This window comes from Saccharothrix saharensis, assembly GCF_006716745.1.
In the GTDB taxonomy this organism is placed as follows: Bacteria; Actinomycetota; Actinomycetes; order Mycobacteriales; family Pseudonocardiaceae; genus Actinosynnema; species Actinosynnema saharense.
Genome location: NZ_VFPP01000001.1, coordinates 5,383,080 through 5,407,962 on the forward strand (window position 1 = coordinate 5,383,080; position 24,883 = coordinate 5,407,962).

Annotated in this window: 31 protein-coding genes; 27 read left to right on the plus strand and 4 right to left on the minus strand. The window is 68.2% G+C overall.

From position 1 onward, the window contains the following. Window positions 1-125: 125 nt before the first annotated feature. Both rpoB and FHX81_RS24105 read left to right on the plus strand, forming a co-directional pair. Window positions 126-3,608: a DNA-directed RNA polymerase subunit beta gene (rpoB, locus tag FHX81_RS24100; protein WP_141980294.1), complete on the plus strand. Its 3,483-nt coding sequence runs from the start codon at window positions 126-128 to the stop codon at window positions 3,606-3,608. A 109-nt stretch (window positions 3,609-3,717) separates the two neighbouring features. Continuing rightward, on the plus strand, window positions 3,718-7,614 hold the full coding sequence (locus tag FHX81_RS24105) for a DNA-directed RNA polymerase subunit beta' (RefSeq protein ID WP_141980295.1): 3,897 nt from the start codon (window positions 3,718-3,720) through the stop codon (window positions 7,612-7,614). Between the two features lie 262 nt (window positions 7,615-7,876). Here FHX81_RS24105 and FHX81_RS24110 read toward each other — a convergent pair whose 3' ends face one another. From FHX81_RS24110 to FHX81_RS24125, 4 genes are all read right to left on the minus strand, one after another. Beyond that, the gene (locus FHX81_RS24110; RefSeq protein ID WP_141980296.1) at window positions 7,877-8,149 is read right to left on the minus strand and encodes a hypothetical protein; all 273 of its coding nucleotides are present in this window, start codon (window positions 8,147-8,149) and stop codon (window positions 7,877-7,879) included. Window positions 8,150-8,307: 158 nt separating this feature from the next. Then, a complete protein-coding gene (locus FHX81_RS24115) occupies window positions 8,308-8,748 on the minus strand; it encodes a hypothetical protein (protein ID WP_141980297.1) in 441 nt (146 codons plus the stop codon). Between the two features lie 96 nt (window positions 8,749-8,844). Then, entirely contained in the window at window positions 8,845-9,129 is a 285-nt protein-coding gene (locus tag FHX81_RS24120; RefSeq protein WP_141980298.1) for a TFIIB-type zinc ribbon-containing protein, read from the minus strand. Window positions 9,130-9,167: 38 nt separating this feature from the next. Further along, window positions 9,168-10,037 (minus strand): phosphotransferase family protein, encoded by an 870-nt coding sequence (locus FHX81_RS24125; RefSeq protein WP_141980299.1) that lies wholly within the window; start codon window positions 10,035-10,037, stop codon window positions 9,168-9,170. Between the two features lie 512 nt (window positions 10,038-10,549). Here FHX81_RS24125 and rpsL point away from each other — a divergent pair. The 25 genes from rpsL to rplO all read left to right on the plus strand — a co-directional run bounded on the left by rpsL (window position 10,550) and on the right by rplO (window position 24,876). Further along, window positions 10,550-10,924 carry a 30S ribosomal protein S12 gene (gene rpsL, locus FHX81_RS24130; protein ID WP_030473471.1) on the plus strand — a complete coding sequence of 125 codons (375 nt, stop codon included), beginning with the start codon at window positions 10,550-10,552 and terminating at the stop codon, window positions 10,922-10,924. Continuing rightward, on the plus strand, window positions 10,924-11,394 hold the full coding sequence (gene rpsG, locus FHX81_RS24135; RefSeq protein ID WP_073885923.1) for a 30S ribosomal protein S7: 471 nt from the start codon (window positions 10,924-10,926) through the stop codon (window positions 11,392-11,394). Before rpsL ends, rpsG begins: the two co-directional genes overlap by 1 nt. 91 nt (window positions 11,395-11,485) lie before the next feature. Next, entirely contained in the window at window positions 11,486-13,588 is a 2,103-nt protein-coding gene (gene fusA, locus FHX81_RS24140) for an elongation factor G (RefSeq protein WP_141980300.1), read from the plus strand. A 139-nt stretch (window positions 13,589-13,727) separates the two neighbouring features. Next, window positions 13,728-14,921: an elongation factor Tu gene (gene tuf, locus FHX81_RS24145; RefSeq protein WP_141980301.1), complete on the plus strand. Its 1,194-nt coding sequence runs from the start codon at window positions 13,728-13,730 to the stop codon at window positions 14,919-14,921. A 327-nt stretch (window positions 14,922-15,248) separates the two neighbouring features. Continuing rightward, complete coding sequence (gene rpsJ, locus FHX81_RS24150; protein ID WP_003938093.1) at window positions 15,249-15,554, plus strand: 30S ribosomal protein S10; 306 nt, start codon at window positions 15,249-15,251, stop codon at window positions 15,552-15,554. 52 nt (window positions 15,555-15,606) lie between these two features. Beyond that, window positions 15,607-16,257, plus strand: coding sequence for a 50S ribosomal protein L3 (gene rplC, locus FHX81_RS24155; RefSeq protein WP_141980302.1), 651 nt, complete (start codon window positions 15,607-15,609; stop codon window positions 16,255-16,257). 2 nt (window positions 16,258-16,259) lie between these two features. After that, window positions 16,260-16,952, plus strand: coding sequence for a 50S ribosomal protein L4 (gene rplD / locus FHX81_RS24160; RefSeq protein WP_141980303.1), 693 nt, complete (start codon window positions 16,260-16,262; stop codon window positions 16,950-16,952). Beyond that, window positions 16,949-17,248, plus strand: a complete 300-nt coding sequence (rplW, locus tag FHX81_RS24165) for a 50S ribosomal protein L23 (RefSeq protein ID WP_073885918.1) — start codon at window positions 16,949-16,951, stop codon at window positions 17,246-17,248. Before rplD ends, rplW begins: the two co-directional genes overlap by 4 nt. 22 nt (window positions 17,249-17,270) lie before the next feature. Continuing rightward, on the plus strand, window positions 17,271-18,104 hold the full coding sequence (gene rplB / locus FHX81_RS24170) for a 50S ribosomal protein L2 (RefSeq protein WP_141980304.1): 834 nt from the start codon (window positions 17,271-17,273) through the stop codon (window positions 18,102-18,104). 18 nt (window positions 18,105-18,122) lie between these two features. Then, window positions 18,123-18,404: a 30S ribosomal protein S19 gene (rpsS, locus tag FHX81_RS24175; protein ID WP_015105260.1), complete on the plus strand. Its 282-nt coding sequence runs from the start codon at window positions 18,123-18,125 to the stop codon at window positions 18,402-18,404. A 35-nt stretch (window positions 18,405-18,439) separates the two neighbouring features. Continuing rightward, a complete protein-coding gene (gene rplV / locus FHX81_RS24180; RefSeq protein WP_053715232.1) occupies window positions 18,440-18,856 on the plus strand; it encodes a 50S ribosomal protein L22 in 417 nt (138 codons plus the stop codon). Continuing rightward, window positions 18,856-19,674 (plus strand): 30S ribosomal protein S3, encoded by an 819-nt coding sequence (rpsC, locus tag FHX81_RS24185; protein WP_141980305.1) that lies wholly within the window; start codon window positions 18,856-18,858, stop codon window positions 19,672-19,674. The genes rplV and rpsC overlap by 1 nt, the downstream gene beginning before the upstream one ends. A 3-nt stretch (window positions 19,675-19,677) precedes the next feature. Then, on the plus strand, window positions 19,678-20,097 hold the full coding sequence (gene rplP, locus FHX81_RS24190) for a 50S ribosomal protein L16 (protein WP_053715230.1): 420 nt from the start codon (window positions 19,678-19,680) through the stop codon (window positions 20,095-20,097). Then, on the plus strand, window positions 20,097-20,345 hold the full coding sequence (gene rpmC / locus FHX81_RS24195) for a 50S ribosomal protein L29 (RefSeq protein ID WP_141980306.1): 249 nt from the start codon (window positions 20,097-20,099) through the stop codon (window positions 20,343-20,345). The genes rplP and rpmC overlap by 1 nt, the downstream gene beginning before the upstream one ends. Beyond that, window positions 20,342-20,623, plus strand: a complete 282-nt coding sequence (gene rpsQ / locus FHX81_RS24200) for a 30S ribosomal protein S17 (protein WP_141980307.1) — start codon at window positions 20,342-20,344, stop codon at window positions 20,621-20,623. Before rpmC ends, rpsQ begins: the two co-directional genes overlap by 4 nt. 67 nt (window positions 20,624-20,690) lie before the next feature. Then, entirely contained in the window at window positions 20,691-21,059 is a 369-nt protein-coding gene (gene rplN / locus FHX81_RS24205) for a 50S ribosomal protein L14 (RefSeq protein WP_033436721.1), read from the plus strand. 2 nt (window positions 21,060-21,061) lie between these two features. Beyond that, entirely contained in the window at window positions 21,062-21,376 is a 315-nt protein-coding gene (gene rplX / locus FHX81_RS24210) for a 50S ribosomal protein L24 (RefSeq protein ID WP_073885913.1), read from the plus strand. Beyond that, window positions 21,376-21,939 (plus strand): 50S ribosomal protein L5, encoded by a 564-nt coding sequence (gene rplE, locus FHX81_RS24215; protein WP_141980308.1) that lies wholly within the window; start codon window positions 21,376-21,378, stop codon window positions 21,937-21,939. The genes rplX and rplE overlap by 1 nt, the downstream gene beginning before the upstream one ends. A 2-nt stretch (window positions 21,940-21,941) precedes the next feature. Further along, window positions 21,942-22,127: a type Z 30S ribosomal protein S14 gene (locus FHX81_RS24220; RefSeq protein WP_141980309.1), complete on the plus strand. Its 186-nt coding sequence runs from the start codon at window positions 21,942-21,944 to the stop codon at window positions 22,125-22,127. 125 nt (window positions 22,128-22,252) lie between these two features. Then, window positions 22,253-22,651, plus strand: coding sequence for a 30S ribosomal protein S8 (gene rpsH / locus FHX81_RS24225; RefSeq protein ID WP_033428586.1), 399 nt, complete (start codon window positions 22,253-22,255; stop codon window positions 22,649-22,651). Window positions 22,652-22,668: 17 nt separating this feature from the next. Continuing rightward, window positions 22,669-23,208: a 50S ribosomal protein L6 gene (rplF, locus tag FHX81_RS24230; RefSeq protein ID WP_073885911.1), complete on the plus strand. Its 540-nt coding sequence runs from the start codon at window positions 22,669-22,671 to the stop codon at window positions 23,206-23,208. A 1-nt stretch (window position 23,209) separates the two neighbouring features. Then, window positions 23,210-23,608 (plus strand): 50S ribosomal protein L18, encoded by a 399-nt coding sequence (rplR, locus tag FHX81_RS24235; protein ID WP_141980310.1) that lies wholly within the window; start codon window positions 23,210-23,212, stop codon window positions 23,606-23,608. Between the two features lie 34 nt (window positions 23,609-23,642). Then, window positions 23,643-24,248, plus strand: a complete 606-nt coding sequence (rpsE, locus tag FHX81_RS24240) for a 30S ribosomal protein S5 (RefSeq protein ID WP_015105247.1) — start codon at window positions 23,643-23,645, stop codon at window positions 24,246-24,248. A 2-nt stretch (window positions 24,249-24,250) separates the two neighbouring features. Then, window positions 24,251-24,436: a 50S ribosomal protein L30 gene (rpmD, locus tag FHX81_RS24245; RefSeq protein WP_141980311.1), complete on the plus strand. Its 186-nt coding sequence runs from the start codon at window positions 24,251-24,253 to the stop codon at window positions 24,434-24,436. After that, window positions 24,433-24,876: a 50S ribosomal protein L15 gene (rplO, locus tag FHX81_RS24250; RefSeq protein ID WP_037329521.1), complete on the plus strand. Its 444-nt coding sequence runs from the start codon at window positions 24,433-24,435 to the stop codon at window positions 24,874-24,876. The genes rpmD and rplO overlap by 4 nt, the downstream gene beginning before the upstream one ends. Window positions 24,877-24,883 lie beyond the last annotated feature (7 nt).

Sequence of the window (24,883 nt, forward strand, 5' to 3'; positions counted from 1 at the left end):
TCCTTTGCGCTGCCCTCTTTCCGTTTGCCCTTCGCCGAGAGCTGGATTGCCGGGCATCGCCGCACCCTTGACAGCCGTGCTAGTTCCGCTGACTAGCCAGCTACCTGTCCCTGGAAGGACGCATCTTGGCGATCTCTCGCGCGACCAAGGCCACTGCTGCGACCAACTCCACGTCGGGGATTCCCGGAGCGCCGAAGCGAGTCTCTTTCGCGAAGATCCACGAACCGCTTCAGACGCCCAACCTGCTCGACCTGCAGATCCAGTCGTTCGAATGGCTCACCGGTGACGAGGCGTGGTTCCAGCGCCGCGTCGACGAAGGTGACGAGGCGCCGACGGGCGGCCTCGAGGAGGTCTTGAACGAGATCTCCCCGATCGAGGACTTCTCCGGCTCGATGTCGCTCTCCTTCTCCGACCCGCGCTTCGACGAGGTCAAGGCCTCGACCGAGGAGTGCAAGGACAAGGACATGACGTACGCCGCCCCGTTGTTCGTCACGGCGGAGTTCACCAACCACACCACCGGCGAGATCAAGAGCCAGACGGTGTTCATGGGTGACTTCCCGATGATGACCGACAAGGGCACGTTCATCATCAACGGCACCGAGCGGGTCGTGGTCTCCCAGCTCGTCCGCTCGCCGGGTGTCTACTACGACACCGCGATCGACAAGACGACCGACAAGGACGTCTTCAGCGTCAAGATCATCCCGTCCCGGGGTGCCTGGCTGGAGTTCGACGTCGACAAGCGCGACACCGTCGGCGTCCGCATCGACCGCAAGCGCCGCCAGCCGGTGACCGTGCTGCTGAAGGCGCTGGGTTGGACGACCGAGCAGATCCGCGAGCGCTTCTCGTTCAGCGAGACGCTGCTGACGACGCTGGAGAAGGACCACACCGCGGGTACCGACGAGGCGTTGCTCGACATCTACCGCAAGCTGCGTCCGGGCGAGCCGCCGACGAAGGAGTCCGCGCAGGCGCTGCTGGAGAACCTGTTCTTCAAGGACAAGCGCTACGACCTCGCGAAGGTCGGCCGGTACAAGGTCAACAAGAAGCTCGGCCTGTCCACCCCCATCACCACGGGCGTGCTGACCGAGGAAGACATCGTCACCACGATCGAGTACCTGGTGCGCCTGCACGCGGGTGAGACGACGATGCAGCCCGGCGACGTCGAGGTGCCCGTCGAGGTCGACGACATCGACCACTTCGGCAACCGCCGCCTGCGCACCGTCGGCGAGCTGATCCAGAACCAGATCCGGGTCGGCCTGTCCCGCATGGAGCGCGTCGTCCGCGAGCGCATGACGACCCAGGACGTCGAGGCCATCACGCCGCAGACCCTGATCAACATCCGCCCGGTGGTGGCGGCGATCAAGGAGTTCTTCGGCACGTCCCAGCTCTCGCAGTTCATGGACCAGACCAACCCGCTCGCGGGTCTGACCCACAAGCGCCGCCTGTCGGCGCTGGGCCCGGGTGGTCTGTCCCGTGAGCGCGCCGGCATGGAGGTCCGCGACGTCCACCCGTCGCACTACGGCCGCATGTGCCCGATCGAGACGCCGGAAGGCCCGAACATCGGCCTGATCGGCTCGCTGTCCTCCTACGGGCGGGTCAACCCGTTCGGCTTCATCGAGACGCCGTACCGCAAGGTCGTCGACGGCCGGGTCACCGACCAGATCGACTACCTGACGGCCGACGAAGAGGACCGCTACGTCAAGGCGCAGGCGAACGCCAAGATCGACGACGAGGGCAACTTCCTCGAGGACAAGGTCCTGGTCCGCAAGAAGGGCGGCGAGGTCGAGCAGATCGACCCGTCCGACGTGGACTACATGGACGTCTCGCCGCGGCAGATGGTGTCGGCCGCGACCGCGATGATCCCGTTCCTCGAGCACGACGACGCGAACCGCGCCCTGATGGGCGCGAACATGCAGCGCCAGGCGGTGCCGCTGCTGCGCAGCGAGTCCCCGCTGGTCGGCACCGGCATGGAGCTGCGCGCCGCGGTCGACGCCGGTGACGTCGTGGTCGCCAAGAAGACCGGTGTGGTCGAGGAGATCTCCGCCGACTACGTCACGATCATGGCCGACGACGGCTCGCGGCAGACCTACGGCCTGCACAAGTTCCGCCGGTCCAACCAGGGCACCTGCATCAACCAGAAGCCCATCGTGAACGAGGGCGACCGGGTGCAGGAGGGCCAGGTCCTGGCCGACGGCCCGTGCACCGAGAACGGCGAGATGGCGCTGGGCAAGAACCTGCTCGTCGCGATCATGCCGTGGGAGGGCCACAACTACGAGGACGCGATCATCCTGTCGCAGCGCCTCGTGCAGGACGACGTCCTGACCTCGATCCACATCGAGGAGCACGAGATCGACGCGCGGGACACCAAGCTGGGCGCCGAGGAGATCACCCGGGACATCCCGAACGTCTCCGAGGAGGTCCTGGCCGACCTCGACGAGCGCGGCATCATCCGCATCGGCGCCGAGGTCCAGCCCGGTGACATCCTGGTCGGCAAGGTCACGCCCAAGGGCGAGACCGAGCTGACCCCGGAGGAGCGGCTGCTGCGCGCGATCTTCGGCGAGAAGGCGCGCGAGGTGCGCGACACGTCGCTGAAGGTGCCCCACGGCGAGTACGGCAAGGTCATCGGCATCCGCGTGTTCAGCCGCGAGGACGACGACGAGCTGCCCCCCGGCGTGAACGAGCTGGTGCGCGTCTACGTGGCCCAGAAGCGCAAGATCCAGGACGGTGACAAGCTCGCCGGCCGCCACGGCAACAAGGGCGTCATCGGCAAGATCCTCCCGGTCGAGGACATGCCGTTCCTCGAGGACGGCACCCCGGTCGACATCGTGCTGAACACGCACGGCGTGCCGCGTCGTATGAACATCGGCCAGGTGTTGGAGACCCACCTCGGGTGGATCGCCAAGCAGGGCTGGAGCATCAACGGCGACCCGGACTGGGCGAAGAACCTGCCCGAGGAGCTCTACCACGTGGAGCCGGGCACGAAGACCGCCACGCCGGTCTTCGACGGCGCGCGCGAGGACGAGATCACGGGCCTGCTCGGCTCGACGATCCCGAACCGCGACGGCGAGCGCATGGTCAAGGAGAACGGCAAGGCGGTGCTCCTCGACGGGCGCAGCGGCGAGCCGTACCCCTTCCCCGTGTCGGTCGGCTACATGTACATCCTGAAGCTGCTGCACCTGGTGGACGACAAGATCCACGCCCGGTCCACCGGCCCGTACTCGATGATCACGCAGCAGCCGCTGGGTGGTAAGGCGCAGTTCGGTGGTCAGCGCTTCGGTGAGATGGAGTGCTGGGCGATGCAGGCGTACGGCGCCGCGTACACGCTCCAGGAACTGCTCACGATCAAGTCCGACGACGTGCTCGGCCGCGTGAAGGTCTACGAGGCCATCGTCAAGGGCGAGAACATCCCGGAGCCCGGTATCCCGGAGTCCTTCAAGGTGCTGCTCAAGGAGCTCCAGTCGCTGTGCCTCAACGTCGAGGTGCTGTCCTCGGACGGCGCCGCGATCGAGATGCGCGACGGCGACGACGAAGACCTCGAGCGCGCGGCCGCGAACCTCGGCATCAACCTGTCGAGGTCCGAGTCGCCGTCCGTGGACGACGTCGTCAACTGACGCTCGCCGGTCACCGGGGGCGCGCACCCCGCCCGGTCGGGGGCGTCCCCGGTGACCCAGCCACCAGCACCCCAAGCAGCACCGAACCAAAAAGGGGAAGAGAGTAGACGTGCTCGACGTCAACTTCTTCGATGAGCTTCGCATCGGTCTCGCGACCGCGGACGACATCCGCCAGTGGTCCTACGGCGAGGTCAAGAAGCCCGAGACCATCAACTACCGCACGCTCAAGCCGGAGAAGGACGGCTTGTTCTGCGAGAAGATCTTCGGTCCCACCCGGGACTGGGAGTGCTACTGCGGCAAGTACAAGCGCGTCCGCTTCAAGGGCATCATCTGCGAGCGCTGCGGCGTCGAGGTGACCCGCGCCAAGGTGCGCCGCGAGCGGATGGGCCACATCGAACTGGCCGCCCCCGTCACGCACATCTGGTACTTCAAGGGCGTCCCCAGCCGGTTGGGCTACCTGCTCGACCTGGCCCCGAAGGACCTCGAGAAGATCATCTACTTCGCCGCCTACGTCATCGTGGGCGTGAACACCGAGCTGCGCCACAACGACCTGCCCACGCTCGAGAACGAGATGCAGGTCGAGCGCAAGCGGGTCGAGAACCGGCGTGACGCCGACGTCGAGGCCCGTGCGCAGAAGCTGGAAGCCGACCTGGCCGAGCTGGAGGCGGAGGGCGCCAAGTCCGACGTCCGCCGCAAGGTCAAGGAGGGCGGCGAGCGCGAGATGCGCCAGCTCCGCGACCGCGCCCAGCGCGAGCTGGACCGGCTCGACGAGATCTGGTCCACGTTCACCAAGCTCGAGCGCGCCCAGCTGATCGCGGACGAGCTGCTCTACCGCGAGCTGTACGACCGCTACGGCGACTACTTCACCGGCGCCATGGGCGCGGAGGCCATCCAGAAGCTCCTGGGTGACTACGACGTCGACGCCGAGGCCGACGTGCTGCGCGAGACCATCCGCAGCGGCAAGGGCCAGAAGAAGCTGCGCGCCCTCAAGCGGCTCAAGGTCGTGGCCGCCTTCCAGGCGACCCGCAACAACCCGCAGGGCATGGTGCTGGACTGCGTCCCGGTCATCCCGCCGGACCTGCGCCCGATGGTGCAGCTCGACGGTGGCCGCTTCGCCACGTCCGACCTGAACGACCTGTACCGCCGCGTCATCAACCGCAACAACCGCCTCAAGCGGCTGATCGACCTCGGCGCGCCCGAGATCATCGTCAACAACGAGAAGCGGATGCTGCAGGAGGCCGTCGACGCGCTGTTCGACAACGGCCGCCGCGGCCGGCCGGTGACGGGCCCGGGCAACCGGCCGCTCAAGTCGCTGTCCGACCTGCTCAAGGGCAAGCAGGGCCGGTTCCGCCAGAACCTGCTCGGCAAGCGCGTCGACTACTCGGGCCGTTCGGTCATCGTGGTCGGCCCGCAGCTGAAGCTGCACCAGTGCGGCCTGCCCAAGCAGATGGCGCTGGAGCTGTTCAAGCCGTTCGTGATGAAGCGGCTGGTCGACCTCAACCACGCGCAGAACATCAAGTCCGCCAAGCGGATGGTGGAGCGCGCGCGCCCCGCCGTGTGGGACGTGCTCGAAGAGGTCATCACCGAGCACCCCGTGCTGCTCAACCGCGCGCCCACGCTGCACCGGCTGGGCATCCAGGCCTTCGAGCCGCAGCTGGTCGAGGGCAAGGCCATCCAGCTGCACCCGCTGGTCTGTGAAGCGTTCAACGCCGACTTCGACGGTGACCAGATGGCGGTCCACCTGCCGCTGTCCGCCGAGGCGCAGGCCGAGGCGCGCGTGCTGATGCTGTCGTCGAACAACATCCTCTCGCCCGCGTCGGGCAAGCCGCTGGCCATGCCGCGTCTGGACATGGTCACCGGCCTGTACCACCTGACCCGGCACAAGGAGGACGACCTCGGCGAGGGCCAGGCGTACTCCTCGCCCGCCGAGGCGCTGATGGCGTTCGACCGCAAGGTGCTCGGACTCCAGGCGATGGTCAAGATCCGGATCACGGACAAGAACCCGCCGAAGGGCGCCGAGCCGGAGGGCTGGGAGCCCGGTCAGCCGTGGCTGGCCGAGACCACCCTCGGTCGCGTGCTGTTCAACGAGGTCCTGCCGCAGGACTACCCGTTCATCAACGAGGTCATGCCGAAGAAGCGGCAGGCGACGATCATCAACGACCTCGCCGAGCGGTACCCGATGGTCACCGTCGCCCGGACGCTGGACAAGCTGAAGGACGCCGGTTTCTACTGGGCCACCCGGTCGGGCGTCACGGTCGCGATCTCCGACGTGCTCGTGCCGGAGGCCAAGCAGGGCATCCTGGACGAGTACGAGAAGCTCGCGGACGCGGTGGAGAAGCGCTACCAGCGCGGTCAGCTCTCCTACACCGAGCGCAACAACGAGCTCGTCAAGGTGTGGACCAAGGCCACCGAAGAGGTCGCCGAGGTCATGGAGGCCAACTTCCCCGAGGACAACTCGATCCGCATGATCGTGAAGTCCGGGGCGGCGGGCAACATGACCCAGGTCCGGTCGCTGGCCGGCATGCGTGGTCTGGTGACCAACCCGAAGGGCGAGTACATCCCGCGTCCGATCAAGAACTCGTTCCGCGAGGGCTTGTCGGTGCTGGAGTACTTCATCGCCACGCACGGTGCCCGCAAGGGTCTGGCCGACACCGCGCTGCGCACCGCCGACTCGGGTTACCTGACCCGTCGTCTGGTGGACGTCTCGCAGGACGTGATCATCCGCGAGATCGACTGCGGCACCAGCCGCGGCGTGAACATGACGGTCGGCGAGCGGCAGGGCGACAAGGTCGGGCTGCACGAGTTCGCGCAGACCAGCGTGTACGCGCGGACCATCGCCGAGGACATCACCGACGCCGATGGCAACATCGTGCTCAACCGCGGTGACGACCTGGGCGACCCGGCGCTGGCCACGCTCGTCGAGGCGGGCGTGACGCGGGTCAAGGTCCGGTCCGTGCTGACCTGCGAGTCCGCGGTCGGTGTGTGCGCGTCGTGCTACGGCCGTTCGATGGCGACCGGCAAGCTGGTCGACGTCGGCGAGGCCGTCGGCATCGTCGCCGCGCAGTCCATCGGTGAGCCCGGCACGCAGCTGACCATGCGCACGTTCCACCAGGGTGGTGTGGCCGGTGACGACATCACCACCGGTCTGCCCCGTGTGCAGGAGCTGTTCGAGGCCCGGGTGCCGAAGGGCAAGGCGCCCATCGCGGACGTCGACGGCCGGGTGCGCATCGAGGACGGCGACCGGTTCTGGAAGATCACCCTCATCCCGGACGACGGGTCCGAGGAGATCGTCTTCGAGAAGCTGTCGAAGCGTCAGCGGCTGGCCAACACGGCCACCGGTCCGCTGCAGGACGGCGACCACGTGCACGTGGGCCAGCAGCTGCTGGAGGGCACGCCCGACCCGCACGAGGTGCTGCGCGTGATGGGGCCCCGCGAGGCCCAGCTGCACCTGGTGCAGGAGGTCCAGAAGGTCTACCGGGCCCAGGGCGTGGCGATCCACGACAAGCACATCGAGGTCATCGTCCGGCAGATGCTGCGCCGGGTGACGATCATCGACTCGGGTGCGACCGAGTTCCTGCCGGGCTCGCTGGTCGAGCGCGCGGAGTTCGAGTCGGGCAACCGGGCCGTGGTGGCGGAGGGCGGCGAGCCCGCCGCCGGCCGTCCGGTGCTGATGGGCATCACGAAGGCGTCGCTGGCCACGGACTCGTGGCTGTCGGCGGCCTCCTTCCAGGAGACGACGAGGGTGCTGACCGACGCCGCCATCAACGGGCGTTCGGACAAGCTCATCGGCCTGAAGGAGAACGTGATCATCGGCAAGCTGATCCCGGCCGGCACCGGCATCAACCGGTACCGGAACATCCAGGTGCAGCCGACCGAGGAAGCGCGTGCGGCGGCGTACGCCATCCCGAGCTACGACGACGGCTACTACACGCCGGACGTCTTCGGCACGGGCACGGGCGCCGCGGTCCCGCTGGACGACTACGACTTCGGCCGCGACTACCGCTGAAGCAGCTAGTCCCGTGAAGGGCCCCCGGAGCCTCCCGCTCCGGGGGCCCTTCCCGTGTGTCGAACGCTCAAGCCTCGTGTGTCGAACGCTCAGGACCCCTGAATTCAACGCTCAGGACGTGCGGACGCCCGATGGCGGGCCGCCGGTGCGTTCTGAATGTCGAATTCAGGGGTCCTGAGCGTTCGACTCTCGGGTCCTGGGGGTTCGACACGCGGGCCTGAGGGTTCGACACGCGGGTCCTGAGGGTTCGACACGCGGGTGGTCAGGGGCGGCGGCGGGACCTGGCCAGGGAGCGGGCGCGGGCGACCAGGTCGTCGACCAGGTCCGAGTCCGCGAGCGGGGGAGTGGCGTCCGAGCAGCACGGAGGCTTGGTGCGCTTCTCGGTCAGCTTCGGGCGGACGCCGGCCAGCTCGTACAGCGCCTCGTAGAGGTCGCGGCCGGGGTCGTCGTCGTGCGGGCCGACGAGCAGGACCCACGCGGTGTGCGGCGCGGGGAAGGCGACCACCACGCGGTCGGGGCCGCGGAGGTGCTTCACGCACAGGCGCGGCAGGGGTTCGGGGCCGGTCACCCGGTAGCCGAGGGCCAGGCAGCCGCTGTGGGCGAGCTCGTCCAGGAACCGGTCGTAGGCGGCGCGGGCGGCACCGCGCAGGCCGGCGGCCTGACCGGCCGCGACGGGCGTTTCGACGACGGTGATCAGCGAACTACGCGTCCTTCGCCGCGGTGCAGCTGGTCCAGGCTGGTGGCGAGGTCGTCACGGTCCAGCAGCGCCGCGTCGCTCAACCGCCGGTGCACCTCGTCCAACAGCCCGCGGCTCTTGCCGGCGCGCCGCAGGTCCGACACGACGTGCAGCACCTCGTGCAGCCGCACGGCGTCCAGCAGCATCCGGGGCTCCTGGCTGTGGATGGCCAGCACGCCCTCGCGCGCCCACGCCTTGACCGTCTTCTCGGTCAGGTCGAGCAGCTCGCCGGCCACCACGGGCCGCACCGGCGGCGCCGTGCGCAGGGCCTTCGCCACCACGCCGTGCAGCTTGCGCCGCCGCTCGTCGTCCTCCGACAAGCTCGACGCGACCTCTTCGATCTCCTCGATCTGGTCGAACAGGTCGCGGATCCGCGCAGCCTCGGTGGCGACGGACATGACGGGCCTCCTCGGGTCACTACCGAGTATCACCCGATTTTTCGGTAGTAGCAACGGTGGCCCCGCACCGGGGTGCGGGGCCACCGAGGGTGAAGATCAGGACGAGAAGAACAACCCGCCCAGGCCGCGGTGCTTCCGGTGGCCGTAGTGGCCGCCGCCGTAGCCCCAACCCGGCTGCGGAGCCGGCTGCTGCACGTAGTGCACCTGCGCAGGAGGCGCGACGGGCGGCGGGGGCGGCGGAGCCATCTGCTGCTCGAGCCGGGTGATGGCCTCCAGCTCGCCGTAGTCGAGGAAGACCCCGCGGCAGCCATCGCACTGCTCGATGTGCACGCCCATGCGGTCGAAGGTGCGCATGTTCGCATGACACTTGGGACACTGCATCGTGTGAGCCTCCTGCTCTTGACGCGATGGATTCGATATTAGCCGCGCCGAATGGGTTCGTGTGTCGACACGATCCGGGCGCAAGCGTCGATCAGCGCTTCCTGAGCGTCGTTCAACCCGGTTCCGTCGCGCTCCGCAGCGGAAAGGGCACGCGCCGCCATCTGCACGACCAAAGCGCGCGCCGGAGCATCCAGCACCGACCACGGATCGGCCCGCGGCACGCCCGCGCCGCCCGAGTCCAGGTACGCCCCGAGCAGCCGGCCCCACGCCTGCGCGTCGAGCACGCCCGCCGCGTGCAGCGCGGCCGGCCGCGCCATGTCCCACGCCGGATCGCCCACGCCCAGGTCGTCGACGTCGATCAGCCGGTACCCGTCCCGCCGCACGAGTTGGCCCAGGTGCCAGTCGCCGTGGATGAGCGTGGTGCCGCCCGCCTCGAACTCCGGCAACGTCGCGAACGCCCGCCGCACGAGGTCGGCCGCGGGCGTGTGCAGCGCCAGGTCGCGCACGGCCCGCCGCATCCGGGGCACGGCGCCGGCGGCCGGCACGGGCGGCGCGAAGTCCGCCGAGGTGAACCGGTGCAGCGCGGCGAGCATCCGCCCGGCGGCCTCCATCGGCAGGTCCTCGGGCTCGCCCTGCGGCACCGGCGTGCCCATCGGCCACGCCGTCACGACCCGGCCGAGCACGACCGCGGGCGCCGAGCGGGGCGCGAGCAGCAGCCCGCCCAGCCGCGGGTCGGCGGCCAGCCGGAGCCGGGCGGTGAGCACGCCGAGGTCCGTGCCGCGCTCGTGCGCCTTGAGCACCACGTCCGCGACCCGGACCACGACGACGTCGCCGCGCACCGCGAGCACCTCGGGCGAGGCGTCGGCGGCCACCAGCGCCGCCATGCCCGCGATGAGATCGGAGTTCACCGGACCAGTGTGACCCGACTCGCGCCCGACCCCGCGTACGACTCGATCGAGTGAAATAGCGGTCACGTCGACCGGCGCGTCCGGCACATTCGTGCTGTCCTGAGCGGTGAGCGGCTCCGCCACGGCGGGGCTCGGCCGGCCGGCGGCTGCGAGGGCCGCCACCGATCCACCCCCGCGATGGGCCCACGCCCACCACGTCGTCCGCGGGAGCAGGTTCGACGGTGGGGCCGTTTTGACCCGTGGGAACCAGGCGGGGTATCTTTGGTACTCGTGCCCGACCCATGTCGGGCCGCTCCGCGTGCCTACGCGCCAGTGGTGCTGGAAAGCCGGCCGCGGTGACCTCCACGCGTAGGGGCATCCTGGGATGTCGCCTGCGGACCTGGGGCGCAGTGCACGCACTTTCGGCACCGCCGGAAGTGGCGACACGCCCGACCTCGGGTGCAGAGAGGGACCAAGTAAACAGGGCTCGTCGCCCACGCGGCGGGCACGTAAAGGGAAGAAGCAGCCGGCGTATGCCAACGATCCAGCAGCTGGTCCGCAAGGGCCGGCAGGACAAGGTCGCCAAGCAGAAGACCGCGGCGCTCAAGGGCAGCCCGCAGCGGCGCGGTGTGTGCACCCGCGTCTACACGACCACGCCCAAGAAGCCGAACTCGGCGCTGCGCAAGGTCGCCCGCGTGAAGCTGACGAGCGGTATCGAGGTCACGGCTTACATCCCCGGTGAGGGCCACAACCTCCAGGAGCACTCGATGGTGCTCGTGCGCGGCGGTCGTGTGAAGGACCTCCCCGGTGTCCGCTACAAGATCATCCGCGGTTCCCTCGACACGCAGGGCGTGAAGAACCGCAAGCAGGCTCGCAGCCGGTACGGCGCGAAGAAGGAGAAGAGCTGATGCCCCGCAAGGGACCGGCCCCGAAGCGGCCGCTGATCTCCGACCCGGTCTACAGCTCTCCGCTGGTGACCCAGCTCATCAACAAGGTGCTGGTCGACGGCAAGCGCTCCGTGGCCGAGCGGATCGTGTACGGCGCCCTCGAAGGTGCCCGCGAGAAGACCGGCACGGACCCGGTCGTCACGCTCAAGCGCGCCCTGGACAACGTCAAGCCCGCGCTCGAGGTGAAGTCCCGCCGCGTCGGTGGCGCCACCTACCAGGTGCCGGTCGAGGTCAAGCCCGGCCGCTCGACGACCCTCGCGCTGCGCTGGCTGATCACCTTCTCCCGGCAGCGCCGTGAGAAGACCATGATCGAGCGCCTGATGAACGAGCTGCTCGACGCGAGCAACGGCCTCGGCGCGAGCGTCAAGCGCCGCGAGGACACGCACAAGATGGCCGAGTCCAACAAGGCCTTCGCCCACTACCGCTGGTGATGTGACGCCCCGCCGGTCCCCGGGGACCGGCGGGGCTCTCCCAGCCCTAGTGAGCCTGCTACCAGCTAGCTCAAGACAGGGGAAGACACCCGTGGCACAGGACGTGCTCACCGACCTGGCCAAGGTCCGCAACATCGGGATCATGGCCCACATCGACGCGGGCAAGACCACGACGACCGAGCGGATCCTGTTCTACACCGGGATCAGCTACAAGATCGGCGAGGTCCACGACGGCGCCGCGGTCATGGACTGGATGGAGCAGGAGCAGGAGCGCGGCATCACGATCACGTCGGCCGCGACGACCTGCTTCTGGAAGAACCACCAGATCAACATCATCGACACGCCCGGCCACGTCGACTTCACCGTCGAGGTGGAGCGCAACCTCCGCGTCCTCGACGGCGCCGTTGCCGTGTTCGACGGCAAGGAGGGCGTCGAGCCCCAGTCCGAGCAGGTCTGGCGCCAGGCGACCAAGTACGACGTCCCGCGCATCTGCTTCGTCAACAAGATGGACAAGCTGGGCGCGGACTTCTACTTCACCGTGCGCACGATCTCCGAGCGCCTCGGCGCGAAGCCGCTGCCGATCCAGATCCCGATCGGGTCGGAGAGCGACTTCATCGGCGTCGTCGACCTGGTCGAGATGCGCGCGCTGACCTGGCGCGGTGAGGTCCAGAAGGGTGAGGACTACACGGTCGAGGAGATCCCGGCCGACCTCGCCGACAAGGCCGCCGAGTACCGCGAGGCGCTGGTCGAGGCCGTGGCCGAGACCGACGACGCGCTGATGGAGGCCTACCTCGGCGGCGAGGAGCTCACCGTCGAGCAGATCAAGACGGGCATCCGCGCGATCGTGCAGAACCGCACCGCCTACCCGGTGCTGTGCGGCTCGGCGTTCAAGAACAAGGGCGTCCAGCCCATGCTCGACGCGGTGATCGACTACCTGCCGGCGCCGCTGGACCTGCCCCCGGTCGAGGGCACGCTGCAGGACGGCGAGACGCCGGCCTTCCGCAAGCCCTCGACGGAGGAGCCGTTCTCGGCCCTGGCGTTCAAGATCGCCGCGCACCCGTTCTTCGGCAAGCTGACCTACATCCGGGTCTACTCGGGCAAGGTCGCCTCCGGCACCCAGGTCATCAACTCGACCAAGGACCGCAAGGAGCGCATCGGGAAGATCTTCCAGATGCACGCCAACAAGGAGAACCCGGTCGACGAGGCCATCGCCGGTCACATCTACGCCGTGATCGGTCTGAAGGACACCACCACCGGTGAGACGCTGAGCGACCCGCAGGCGCCCATCGTGCTGGAGTCCATGACCTTCCCCGAGCCGGTCATCCAGGTGGCGATCGAGCCCAAGACGAAGGCCGACCAGGAGAAGCTGGGCACCGCGATCCAGAAGCTGGCCGAGGAGGACCCGACGTTCCGGGTCAACCTGGACCAGGAGACCGGCCAGACGATCATCGCCGGCATGGGCGAGCTCCACCTGGACATCCTGGTGGACCGCATGCGCCGCGAGTTCAAGGTCGAGGCCAACATCGGCAAGCCGCAGGTGGCGTACCGGGAGACGATCCGCCGCAAGGTGGAGAAGTACTCCTACACCCACAAGAAGCAGACCGGTGGCTCCGGCCAGTTCGCGAAGGTCCTCATCGACCTGGAGCCGCTGGAGAAGACCGAGGACGGCGCTCTCTACGAGTTCGTCAACGCGGTCACCGGTGGTCGCATCCCGCGGGAGTACATCCCGTCCGTGGACGCGGGCGCCCAGGACGCGATGCAGTACGGCGTGCTGGCGGGCTACCCGCTGGTGGGCGTCAAGGTGACGCTGGTCGACGGCGCCTACCACGAGGTCGACTCGTCGGAAATGGCGTTCAAGATCGCGGGCTCCATGGCGCTCAAGGAAGCCGCCCGGCAGGCGAGCCCGGCGATCCTCGAGCCGTTGATGGCCGTCGAGGTCACCACGCCCGAGGAGTACATGGGCGACGTGATCGGCGACTTGAACTCCCGCCGTGGCCAGATCCAGGCCATGGAAGAGCGCAGCGGCACCCGCGTCGTCAAGGCGCTGGTCCCGCTGTCGGAGATGTTCGGGTATGTCGGCGACCTGCGGTCCAAGACCCAGGGTCGCGCGAACTACTCGATGACCTTTGACTCCTACGCCGAGGTTCCCGCGAACGTCGCGAAGGAGATCATCGCGAAGGCGACGGGCGAGTAACCCCAACCGGAGCACCGCAGCACCACGCGGGCTCTCCGGGGGGATGCCCCGGGGTCCGCACAACCGACCCTGACGTGAAGCCCGGCGGGTGGGAACCCGCCCGCCGGGCTAAGCAATAGAAGTCCAGGAGGACATTCCAGTGGCGAAGGCGAAGTTCGAGCGGACGAAGCCGCACGTCAACATCGGCACCATCGGTCACATCGACCACGGTAAGACGACGCTGACGGCTGCCATCTCCAAGGTCCTGCACGACAAGTACCCGGACCTGAACCCCTTCACGCCGTTCGACCAGATCGACAAGGCGCCGGAGGAGAAGCAGCGCGGCATCACGATCTCGATCGCGCACATCGAGTACCAGACCGACAAGCGCCACTACGCGCACGTCGACTGCCCCGGTCACGCCGACTACATCAAGAACATGATCACCGGTGCGGCGCAGATGGACGGCGCCATCCTGGTGGTCGCGGCGACCGACGGCCCGATGCCGCAGACCAAGGAGCACGTCCTCCTGGCCCGCCAGGTCGGTGTGCCCTACATCGTGGTCGCCCTGAACAAGGCCGACATGGTGGACGACGAGGAGATCCTGGAGCTCGTCGAGCTCGAGGTCCGCGAGCTGCTCTCCGAGTACGAGTTCCCCGGTGACGACCTGCCGGTCGTCCGCGTCTCCGCGCTGAAGGCGCTGGAGGGCGACGCCGAGTGGGGCGAGAAGCTCATCGGCCTGATGGACGCCGTGGACGAGAACATCCCGGAGCCCGAGCGCGAGGTCGACCGGCCGTTCCTGATGCCGGTCGAGGACGTGTTCACCATCACCGGTCGTGGCACCGTGGTGACCGGCCGCATCGAGCGCGGCATCATCAAGGTCAACGAAGAGGTCGAGATCGTCGGCATCAAGGAGACCTCGAAGAAGACGACGGTCACCTCGATCGAGATGTTCAAGAAGTTCCTCGACGAGGGTCGCGCCGGCGACAACGCGGCGCTGCTGCTGCGCGGCATCAAGCGCGAGGAGGTGGAGCGCGGCATGGTGATCGTGAAGCCGGGCACCACGACCCCGCACACCGAGTTCGAGGCGCAGGTCTACATCCTGTCGAAGGACGAGGGTGGCCGCCACACGCCGTTCTTCAACAACTACCGCCCGCAGTTCTACTTCCGCACGACCGACGTGACCGGCGTCGTGACCCTCCCCGAGGGCACCGAGATGGTCATGCCGGGCGACACCACGTCGATGGCCGTGAAGCTGATCCAGCCGATCGCCATGGACGAGGGCCTGCGGTTCGCCATCCGCGAGGGTGGCCGCACCGTCGGCGCGGGTTCGGTCACCAAGATCATCAAGTGACCTGGCTCTAACTTCCACCCCCCGATTTGGTCTGCGCACCCCGGTGTGCGACCATTGACGGGTTGCTCGTCGGGGCGGCCGGTTCGAGTTCTGGACTCGGCCGCCCCGCCACGAGCGGGGTTTGATCGAGCAAGACAATCCCACAGGTTTCATCAGTGGGACCGGTCTATGCGTTGGGGCGCGACACGCCCGACCGCGTGGACCGGGCACCGTGACACCGCTCGGTGTCAATCCTGAATAGGGGGCGGAGCGCGCCGGAGGTCACGTGACCTCGTGCAAGGTGCCCGCACCGCAGCGGTACTAGAAGCAGAGGAACGGCAAGCCATCATGGCGGGACAGAAGATCCGCATCCGGCTCAAGGCCTACGACCACGAGGCGATCGACGCGTCCGCGCGCAAGATCGTCGAGACCGTGACGCGCACCGGCGCTCGGGTCGTCGGGCCTGTGCCGCTGCCCACTGAGAAGAACGTTTACTGCGTCATCCGCTCGCCGCACAAGTACAAGGACTCGCGCGAGCACTTCGAGATGCGCACGCACAAGCGTCTGATCGACATCCTCGACCCGACGCCGAAGACGGTGGACGCGCTCATGCGCATCGACCTGCCGGCGAGCGTCGACGTCAACATCCAGTAAGCGTTGGACGCGGCAGTGTTGATCCCATTTGGGGCGGAGAGTAACGAGACCCATGTCTGACAGGCAGGTTAAGGGCCTCCTGGGCACCAAGCTCGGCATGACTCAGGTCTTCGACGAGAACAACCGGATCGTTCCGGTGACCGTCGTCAAGGCCGAGCCGAACGTGGTCACCCAGGTTCGGACCCAGGAGAACGACGGCTACTCGGCCGTGCAGCTGGCCTTCGGCGCGATCGACCCGCGCAAGGTCAACAAGCCCGTCGCGGGCCACTACGCCAAGGCGGGCGTCACGCCCCGCCGCCACCTGGCGGAGCTGCGCACCACGGACGCGTCCGAGTACACGGTCGGCCAGGAAGTCACCGCCGAGGTCTTCGAGGCCGGCGCGGTGGTCGACGTGGTCGGCACCAGCAAGGGCAAGGGCACCGCGGGTGTCATGAAGCGCCACGGCTTCCGCGGCCTCGGCGCGAGCCACGGCACGCAGCGCAAGCACCGCTCGCCGGGTTCCATCGGCGGCTGCGCCACGCCCGGCCGCGTGTTCAAGGGCCTGCGGATGGCGGGCCGGATGGGCCACGTGCGGGTGACCACCCAGAACCTCAAGGTGCACCGCGTGGACGCCGAGTCCGGCCTGCTGCTCATCAAGGGCGCCGTGCCAGGCCCCAAGGGCGGCACCGTGTTCATCAAGACCGCTGCGAAGGGTGGTGCCTGATCATGACTTCCGTTGAGATCCGCACCCCGGCCGGCAAGGCCGACGGCAACGTCGAGCTGCCCGCCGCGATCTTCGACGCGCAGGCGAACGTGGCGCTGCTGCACCAGGTCGTCGTGGCCCAGCTGGCCGCGGCCCGCCAGGGCACGCACGCGACCAAGACCCGCGGCGACGTCCGCGGTGGTGGCAAGAAGCCGTACCGGCAGAAGGGCACCGGCCGCGCCCGCCAGGGCTCGACCCGCGCGCCGCAGTTCGCCGGTGGTGGCGTCGTCCACGGCCCGCAGCCGCGTGACTACAGCCAGCGCACCCCCAAGAAGATGAAGGCCGCCGCCCTGCGTGGTGCCCTCTCCGACCGGGCGCGTGCCGGCCAGGTCCACGTGGTGACGAGCTTCGTCGAGGGCGACACGCCGTCGACCAAGTCGGCCCGCAAGGTGCTGGAGTCGGTGACCGAGGCGCGCCGCGTGCTGGCCGTGCTGCTGCGCACCGACGAGGTTTCGTGGGTCAGCCTGCGCAACCTGCCGCACGTGCACATCATCGCGCCGGACCAGCTCAACACCTACGACGTGCTGGTCAACGACGACGTGGTGTTCACCAAGGACGCGCTCGACGTGTTCCTGGCGAGCAAGGCCCAGCACGGGCAGGGTTCCGCCGAGGCCACCGCGACGTCGTCCGACGCCGACGAGGAGGCCGCGAAGTGATCCCCGACCACCGGGACATCCTGCTCGCGCCGGTCATCTCCGAGAAGTCCTACGGGCTGCTCGAGGAGAACAAGTACACCTTCGTGGTGGCTCCCGGCTCGAACAAGACCCAGATCAAGATTGCCGTGGAGAAGGTCTTCGGCGTCAAGGTCGTCAGCGTCAACACGATCAACCGCCAGGGGAAGCGCAAGCGGACCCGCACGGGATACGGCAAGCGCAAGGACACCAAGCGCGCCATCGTGACGCTGTCCGCCGAGAGCAAGCCGATCGAGATCTTCGGCGGCCCGGCCGCCTGATGACGACGAGGACTGCGTAGAGATGGGCATTCGCAAGTACAAGCCGACGACCCCCGGTCGTCGCGGTGCGAGCGTCTCCGACTTCGCCGAGATCACTCGGACGACGCCGGAGAAGTCGCTGATCCGCCCGCTGCACGGCCGTGGTGGTCGCAACGCGTCGGGCAAGATCACGACGCGGCACAAGGGTGGCGGTCACAAGCGGGCCTACCGCCTGATCGACTTCCGCCGCACCGACAAGGACGGCGTGCCGGCCAAGGTCGCGCACATCGAGTACGACCCCAACCGCACCGCGCGCATCGCGCTGCTGCACTACTTCGACGGCGAGAAGCGCTACATCATCGCCCCGTCGAAGCTCCAGCAGGGCGACGTCGTGGAGAACGGCCCCAAGGCCGACATCAAGCCGGGCAACAACCTGCCGCTGCGCAACATCCCCGTCGGCACGGTGGTCCACGCGATCGAGCTCCGCCCCGGCGGCGGCGCGAAGATCGCCCGCTCGGCCGGTGCCAGCGTGCAGCTCGTCGCCAAGGACGGCCCCTACGCCCAGCTGCGGATGCCCTCGGGCGAGATCCGCAACGTGGACGTCCGGTGCCGCGCCACGGTCGGCGAGGTCGGCAACGCCGAGCACCAGAACATCAACTGGGGCAAGGCCGGCCGCATGCGGTGGAAGGGCAAGAAGCCCACCGTCCGCGGTGTCGCCATGAACCCGGTGGACCACCCGCACGGTGGTGGTGAGGGCAAGACCTCCGGTGGTCGCCACCCGGTGAACCCGGCCGGCAAGCCCGAGGGTCGCACCCGCCGCCGCAAGCCAAGCGACAAGCTCATCGTCCGGCGTCGTCGCACCGGTAAGAAGCGCTGAGCAGGGAGGGAGTGAAGGATGCCTCGCAGCCTTAAGAAGGGCCCCTTCGTGGACGACCACCTGCTCAAGAAGGTGGACGTCCTCAACGAGTCGGGCAAGAAGACCGTCATCAAGACCTGGTCCCGCCGGTCGACGATCATCCCCGACATGTTGGGCCACACGATCGCGGTGCACGACGGCCGCAAGCACGTGCCGGTGTTCGTGACGGAGGCGATGGTCGGGCACAAGCTCGGCGAGTTCGCCCCGACCCGCACGTTCAAGGGCCACATCAAGGACGACCGGAAGTCGCGCCGTCGCTAGGCGACGAACTAGAGGAAGAGCAAGGGGAAGCAGCGATGAACGCCCGTAACGAAGCCGAAGCGCCGGAGTTCCCGCGCGCCGTGGCTCGGGCTCGCTACGTCCGTGACACGCCCATGAAGGTGCGTCGCGTCGTCGAGCTCATCAGGGGTCGTAGCGCCAGCGAGGCCCTGGCCGTGCTCCAGTTCGCGCCGCAGGCGGCATCTGAGCCGGTCCGCAAGGTGCTGCAGAGCGCCGTGGCCAACGCCGAGAACAACCTGTCCCTGGACCCCGACACCCTGTGGGTGTCGAAGGTCTACGTGGACGAGGGTCCGACCCTCAAGCGGTTCCGCCCGCGCGCCCAGGGCCGCGCCTACCGGATCCGCAAGCGGACGAGCCACATCACCGTCGAGGTGGAGAGCCGTCCGAAGAAGACCAGCGCGAAGGCCGGCGCTGACAGGAAGGGGGCTCGGTAGTGGGCCAGAAAATCAACCCGCACGGCTTCCGACTTGGTATCACCACGGACTGGAAGTCCCGCTGGTACGCCGACAAGCAGTACGCGGAGTACGTGGCGGAGGACGTCAAGATCCGCAAGCTGCTCTCGAAGGGCATGGAGCGGGCCGGCATCTCGAAGGTGGAGATCGAGCGCACCCGTGACCGGGTCCGCGTCGACATCCACACCGCCCGGCCGGGCATCGTCATCGGCCGCCGCGGCGCCGAGGCCGACCGCATCCGCGGTGAGCTGGAGAAGCTCACCAAGAAGCAGGTGCAGCTCAACATCCTCGAGGTGAAGAGCCCGGAGTCGGACGCCCAGCTCGTCGCGCAGGGCGTGGCCGAGCAGCTGTCCAACCGCGTGGCGTTCCGCCGCGCGATGCGCAAGGCCATCCAGTCGGCCATGCGCTCGCCTCAGGTCAAGGGCATCCGCGTGCAGTGCGGCGGCCGTCTCGGCGGTGCCGAGATGTCCCGCTCCGAGCACTACCGCGATGGCCGCGTGCCGCTGCACACGCTGCGCGCCGACATCGACTACGGCTTCTTCGAGGCCCGCACCACGTTCGGCCGGATCGGCGTGAAGGTGTGGATCTACAAGGGTGACGTGGTCGGCGGCATCAGCGCCAAGCGCGAGCGCGACGCCGCCCCGGCGGCCGACCGCGCGCCGCGCCGCGACCGTGCCGACCGCCCGAACCGGGCGCGTCGTTCCGGCGCCAGCGGCACCACGGCGACGAGCACCGAGGCCGGCCGGGCCGCTGCGGGCGACCAGGCCGCCGCACCGACCGATGAGAAGACGGAGGGCTGAGTCGTGCTCATCCCGCGCAGGGTTAAGCACCGCAAGCAGCACCACCCCGGACGGTCCGGTGCTGCCAAGGGCGGCACGAGGGTCACCTTCGGCGAGTACGGCATCCAGGCTCTGGAGCCCGCCTACGTGACCAACCGGCAGATCGAGTCGGCTCGTATCGCGATCACCCGGCACATCCGCCGCGGTGGCAAGGTCTGGATCAACATCTTCCCGGACCGCCCGCTGACCAAGAAGCCCGCCGAGACCCGCATGGGTTCCGGTAAGGGTTCGCCGGAGTGGTGGGTGGCCAACATCAAGCCGGGTCGGGTGCTCTTCGAGATGAGCTTCCCGAACGAGGCTGTGGCCCGCGAGGCGCTGCGTCGCGCGATCCACAAGCTCCCGATGAAGTGCCGCATCGTTACGCGTGAGGGTGGTGAGTTCTGATGGCAGCGGGTACCACCGCTTCCGAGCTGCGTGAGCTCACCGAGGAAGAGCTCGTGCTGCGCCTGAGGGAGGCGAAGGAGGAGCTGTTCAACCTCCGCTTCCAGATGGCCACCGGGCAGCTCGACAACAACCGCCGCCTGCGCACGGTCCGGCACGAGATCGCCCGGATCTACACCGTGATGCGGGAACGGGAGCTGGGCCTGTCGGTCTCTCCCGACGCGGTTTCCACTGGTGAGGGTGCGGCATGAGCGAGAACAACGAAGTGACTACCGAGGTTCGCAACGACCGCAAGGTCCGCGAGGGCTACGTCGTGTCCGACAAGATGGACAAGACGATCGTGGTGGCGGTCGAGGACCGCAAGAAGCACCGCCGGTACTCGAAGGTCATGCGCTCCACCACCAAGGTGAAGGCGCACGACGAGCAGAACACCGCCGGCGTCGGCGACCGCGTCCTGCTGATGGAGACGCGGCCGTTGTCGGCCACCAAGCGCTGGCGCCTCGTCGAGGTCCTCGAGAAGGCCAAGTAGCCAGTCGTTCGACCGAGCCCGTCAGGTCGGAAATCTGGCGGGCCAGGAATGGTCAAGGAGCAGGTAAGTGATCCAGCAGGAGTCGCGGCTGCGCGTCGCCGACAACACCGGTGCGAAGGAAATCCTCTGCATCCGTGTTCTCGGTGGCTCGGGCCGCCGCTACGCGGGCATCGGGGACATCATCGTCGCGACGGTGAAGCAGGCCATCCCCGGTGCCGGCGTCAAGAAGGGCGACGTCGTCAAGGCGGTCATCGTCCGCACCGTCAAGGAGAAGCGCCGTCCCGACGGCTCTTACATCCGGTTCGACGAGAACGCCGCGGTGCTCATCAAGAACGACAACGAGCCGCGGGGCACCCGCATCTTCGGCCCGGTCGGTCGTGAGCTGCGCGACAAGAAGTTCATGAAGATCATCTCGTTGGCGCCGGAGGTGCTCTGACCATGAAGGTGAAGAAGGGCGACACCGTCGTGGTTATCGCCGGCAAGGACAAGGGTGCTCGCGGCAAGGTCATCCAGGCCTACCCCGCTGAGAACCGCGTCCTGGTCGAGGGCGTCAACCGCATGAAGAAGCACACCCGGATCACGCAGACCGAGCGCGGCGCGCAGTCGGGCGGCATCGTGACCCAGGAGGCCCCCATCCACGTGTCCAACGTGATGGTGGTCGACTCGGACGGCAAGCCGACCCGTGTGGGCTACCGGACGAACGACGAGGGCAAGCGGGTCCGCATTTCCCGTCGTAACGGGAAGGACATCTGATGACCACCGTTGAGAAGACCATGCCGCGGCTGAAGACCCGCTACCGCGAGGAGATCGTCGCCTCGCTGCGCGAGCAGTTCGAGTACGCCAACGTCATGCAGATCCCGGGCGTGGTGAAGGTCGTCGTCAACATGGGTGTCGGCGACGCCGCCCGCGACGGCAAGCTGATCGAGGGTGCCGTCAAGGACCTCTCGATCATCACCGGTCAGCGTCCCGAGGTCCGCCGGGCCCGCAAGTCCATCGCGCAGTTCAAGCTGCGCGAGGGCATGCCGATCGGCGCGCGCGTCACGCTGCGCGGCGACCGGATGTGGGAGTTCCTGGACCGCCTGCTGACGATCGCGCTGCCGCGCATCCGCGACTTCCGCGGTCTGTCGGGCAAGCAGTTCGACGGCAACGGCAACTACACGTTCGGCCTCAACGAGCAGTCGATGTTCCACGAGATCGACCCGGACGCCATCGACCGTCCCCGCGGTATGGACATCACCGTGGTCACGACCGCGACCAACGACGAAGAGGGCCGGGCGCTGCTGAAGCTCCTGGGCTTCCCGTTCAAGGAGAACTGATCATGGCCAAGAAGGCGCTGATCAACAAGGCCGCGGCCAAGCCGAAGTTCAAGGTGCGGGCTTACACCCGCTGCCAGCGTTGCGGTCGCCCGCACTCGGTGTTCCGCAAGTTCGGCCTGTGCCGGATCTGCCTCCGCGAGATGGCGCACCGGGGCGAGCTGCCCGGTGTGAACAAGTCCAGCTGGTAAGTCCGGCTCGGCGGCAGGTTTTTTGACTCATCACTTCGCTGTAGGCCCGTCCACGACCAGCCGGCCGCGAGGCCGGCTCGGACCCTGGCTGGGGAACCGCAGCGAGAAAGGTTGACCAGGTCACCATGACGATGACCGACCCGATCGCAGACATGTTGACGCGTCTGCGGAACGCGAACTCGGCTTACCACGACAAGGTCGTGATGCCGCACTCGAAGTTGAAGGCCAACATCGCCGAGATCCTCAAGCGCGAGGGCTACATCGCGAGCTACCGCGATGAGCAGGGCGACGTGGCCAAGAACCTGGTTATCGAGCTGAAGTACGGCCCGAACCGGGAGCGCAGCATCGCCGGCCTCCGCCGCGTGTCGAAGCCCGGTCTGCGCGTGTACGCGAAGTCGACCAACCTGCCGAAGGTGCTGGGCGGTCTGGGCGTCGCGATCATTTCGACCTCTGGCGGTCTGATGACCGACCGCCAGGCCAACAAGTCGGGCGTGGGCGGAGAAGTCCTCGCCTACGTCTGGTGAGAAAGGGGGACTAGGCAATGTCGCGCATCGGAAAGCTGCCGATCACCGTCCCCTCCGGGGTCGACGTGAACATCGACGGCCAGGCTGTGAGCGTCAAGGGCCCCAAGGGCACCCTGTCGCTCAACATCGCTGAGCCGATCATCATCGAGAAGGCCGAAGACGGCACCCTCGAGGTGAAGCGCCCGAACGACGAGCGTCGCAGCCGGTCGCTGCACGGCCTGTCGCGCACCCTGGTGCAGAACATGGTCGTGGGCGTGACCCAGGGCTACGAGAAGAAGATGGAAATCCACGGCGTCGGTTACCGCGTGGCGCTCAAGGGCTCCGACCTGGAGTTCGCGCTGGGCTACAGCCACCCGGTGAAGGTCGAGGCCCCCGCGGGCATCACCTTCGCGGTGGAGACCCCGACCCGCTTCTCCGTGTCCGGCATCGACAAGCAGCTCGTGGGCGAGGTCGCCGCCAACATCCGCAAGCTGCGCAAGCCCGACCCGTACAAGGGTAAGGGCGTGCGCTACGCGGGCGAGAAGATCCGCCGCAAGGTCGGAAAGACGGGTAAGTGACATGAGCGAGACTGCAACGAAGCGCAAGCCGGTGGGCAAGGACATCTCGACCACCCGCCGCGTCGCCAAGACCCGCCGTCACTTCCGCCTCCGCAAGAAGGTCAGCGGCACGCCGGAGCGCCCGCGCCTGGTCGTGCACCGGTCGTCGAAGCACATCACCGTGCAGATCATCGACGACCTCGCCGGCCGCACCCTGGCGGCGGCGTCCTCCGTGGAGGCGGACGTCCGGTCGATCGACGGCGACAAGAAGGCCCGTGCGGCGAAGGTCGGTCAGCTGGCCGCCGCCCGCGCCAAGGACGCCGGGATCACCAAGGTGGTCTTCGACCGGGGCGGCAACGCCTACCACGGTCGGATCGCCGCTCTGGCCGATGCCGCTCGCGAGGCGGGGCTGGAGTTCTGACAATGCACATGAACCGAATTGAGAGGGACGCCTGATGCCAGGACGCACGCGTCGCGAAGGCGGCGGGGGCGAGCGCGGAGAGCGCCGCGACCGCCGTGACGGTGGCCGCGGCGGAGCGGCCCAGGAGAAGACCCCGCACCTGGAGCGCGTGGTTGCGATCAACCGCGTCTCCAAGGTCGTGAAGGGTGGTCGTCGCTTCAGCTTCACCGCGCTGGTCGTGGTCGGCGACGGTGACGGCATGGTCGGTGTCGGTTACGGCAAGGCCAAGGAAGTCCCCGCGGCGATCGCCAAGGGTGTCGAGGAGGCGAAGAAGAACTTCTTCCGCGTCCCTCGCATCGCGGGCACGATCCCCCACCCGGTGCAGGGCGAGAAGGCGGCCGGTGTCGTGCTGCTGCGCCCGGCCTCGGCCGGTACCGGTGTCATCGCCGGTGGCGCGGTCCGCGCGGTGCTGGAGTGCGCTGGCGTCCACGACGTGCTGAGCAAGTCGCTGGGCTCCGACAACGCCATCAACATCGTGCACGCCACGGTGGCGGCCCTGAAGGGCCTCCAGCGTCCCGAGGAGGTGGCCGCCCGTCGCGGTCTGCCGCTCGAGGATGTGGCTCCCGCCGGCATGCTCCGTGCCCGTGCAGGGGCGGTGTGACCATGGCCCAGCTCAAGGTGACCCAGGTCAAGAGCAGCATCGGTACCAAGCACAACCACCGCGAGTCCCTCCGGACCCTGGGGTTGCGCAAGATCCGCCAGTCGGTGGTCCGCGAGGACACGCCGCAGGTGCGTGGCCTGATCCAGGCCGTGCGCCACCTGGTGGTCGTCGAGGAGGTCCAGTCGTGACCATCAAGATCCATGACCTGCGTCCGGCCCCCGGCGCCAAGACCGCGAAGACCCGTGTCGGTCGCGGTGAGGGCTCCAAGGGCAAGACGGCCGGTCGCGGTACGAAGGGCACCGGCGCGCGGAAGAACGTCTCCCCGCGCTTCGAGGGTGGCCAGATGCCGCTGCACATGCGCCTGCCGAAGCTGAAGGGCTTCCGCAACCCGTTCCGCACGGAGTACCAGGTCGTGAACGTGGGCGACATCGCCCGCCTGTTCCCGAACGGTGGCCGGGTGGACGTGGACGCCCTCATCAACGCGGGCCTGGTGCGCAAGAACGAGCTCGTCAAGGTCCTCGGCAACGGTGACCTGGACGGCGTGAAGGTCGACGTCGTGGCGAACAAGTTCTCCGGCAGCGCGGTCGAGAAGATCGCCGCCGCCGGTGGCACCACCACCGTGCTCTGACGCGCGA

Excerpts from the sequence above, each read along its gene's own strand:
- rpmD (WP_141980311.1), top strand. The coding sequence starts at position 24,251 with ATGGCCCAGCTCAAGGTGACCCAGGTCAAGAGCAGCATCGGTACCAAG.
- rplR (WP_141980310.1), top strand. The coding sequence starts at position 23,210 with ATGAGCGAGACTGCAACGAAGCGCAAGCCGGTGGGCAAGGACATCTCG.
- rpmC (WP_141980306.1), top strand. The coding sequence starts at position 20,097 with ATGGCAGCGGGTACCACCGCTTCCGAGCTGCGTGAGCTCACCGAGGAA.
- rplB (WP_141980304.1), top strand. The coding sequence starts at position 17,271 with ATGGGCATTCGCAAGTACAAGCCGACGACCCCCGGTCGTCGCGGTGCG.
- rpsL (WP_030473471.1), top strand. The coding sequence starts at position 10,550 with ATGCCAACGATCCAGCAGCTGGTCCGCAAGGGCCGGCAGGACAAGGTC.
- rplE (WP_141980308.1), top strand. The coding sequence starts at position 21,376 with ATGACCACCGTTGAGAAGACCATGCCGCGGCTGAAGACCCGCTACCGC.
- rplC (WP_141980302.1), top strand. The coding sequence starts at position 15,607 with ATGTCTGACAGGCAGGTTAAGGGCCTCCTGGGCACCAAGCTCGGCATG.
- rplF (WP_073885911.1), top strand. The coding sequence starts at position 22,669 with ATGTCGCGCATCGGAAAGCTGCCGATCACCGTCCCCTCCGGGGTCGAC.
- rplV (WP_053715232.1), top strand. The coding sequence starts at position 18,440 with ATGAACGCCCGTAACGAAGCCGAAGCGCCGGAGTTCCCGCGCGCCGTG.
- rpsG (WP_073885923.1), top strand. The coding sequence starts at position 10,924 with ATGCCCCGCAAGGGACCGGCCCCGAAGCGGCCGCTGATCTCCGACCCG.
- rplX (WP_073885913.1), top strand. The coding sequence starts at position 21,062 with ATGAAGGTGAAGAAGGGCGACACCGTCGTGGTTATCGCCGGCAAGGAC.
- FHX81_RS24120 (WP_141980298.1), bottom strand. The coding sequence starts at position 9,129 with ATGCAGTGTCCCAAGTGTCATGCGAACATGCGCACCTTCGACCGCATG.
- FHX81_RS24115 (WP_141980297.1), bottom strand. The coding sequence starts at position 8,748 with ATGTCCGTCGCCACCGAGGCTGCGCGGATCCGCGACCTGTTCGACCAG.
- rpsS (WP_015105260.1), top strand. The coding sequence starts at position 18,123 with ATGCCTCGCAGCCTTAAGAAGGGCCCCTTCGTGGACGACCACCTGCTC.
- FHX81_RS24220 (WP_141980309.1), top strand. The coding sequence starts at position 21,942 with ATGGCCAAGAAGGCGCTGATCAACAAGGCCGCGGCCAAGCCGAAGTTC.
- rpsQ (WP_141980307.1), top strand. The coding sequence starts at position 20,342 with ATGAGCGAGAACAACGAAGTGACTACCGAGGTTCGCAACGACCGCAAG.
- rpsH (WP_033428586.1), top strand. The coding sequence starts at position 22,253 with ATGACGATGACCGACCCGATCGCAGACATGTTGACGCGTCTGCGGAAC.
- rpsJ (WP_003938093.1), top strand. The coding sequence starts at position 15,249 with ATGGCGGGACAGAAGATCCGCATCCGGCTCAAGGCCTACGACCACGAG.
- rpsE (WP_015105247.1), top strand. The coding sequence starts at position 23,643 with ATGCCAGGACGCACGCGTCGCGAAGGCGGCGGGGGCGAGCGCGGAGAG.
- rplD (WP_141980303.1), top strand. The coding sequence starts at position 16,260 with ATGACTTCCGTTGAGATCCGCACCCCGGCCGGCAAGGCCGACGGCAAC.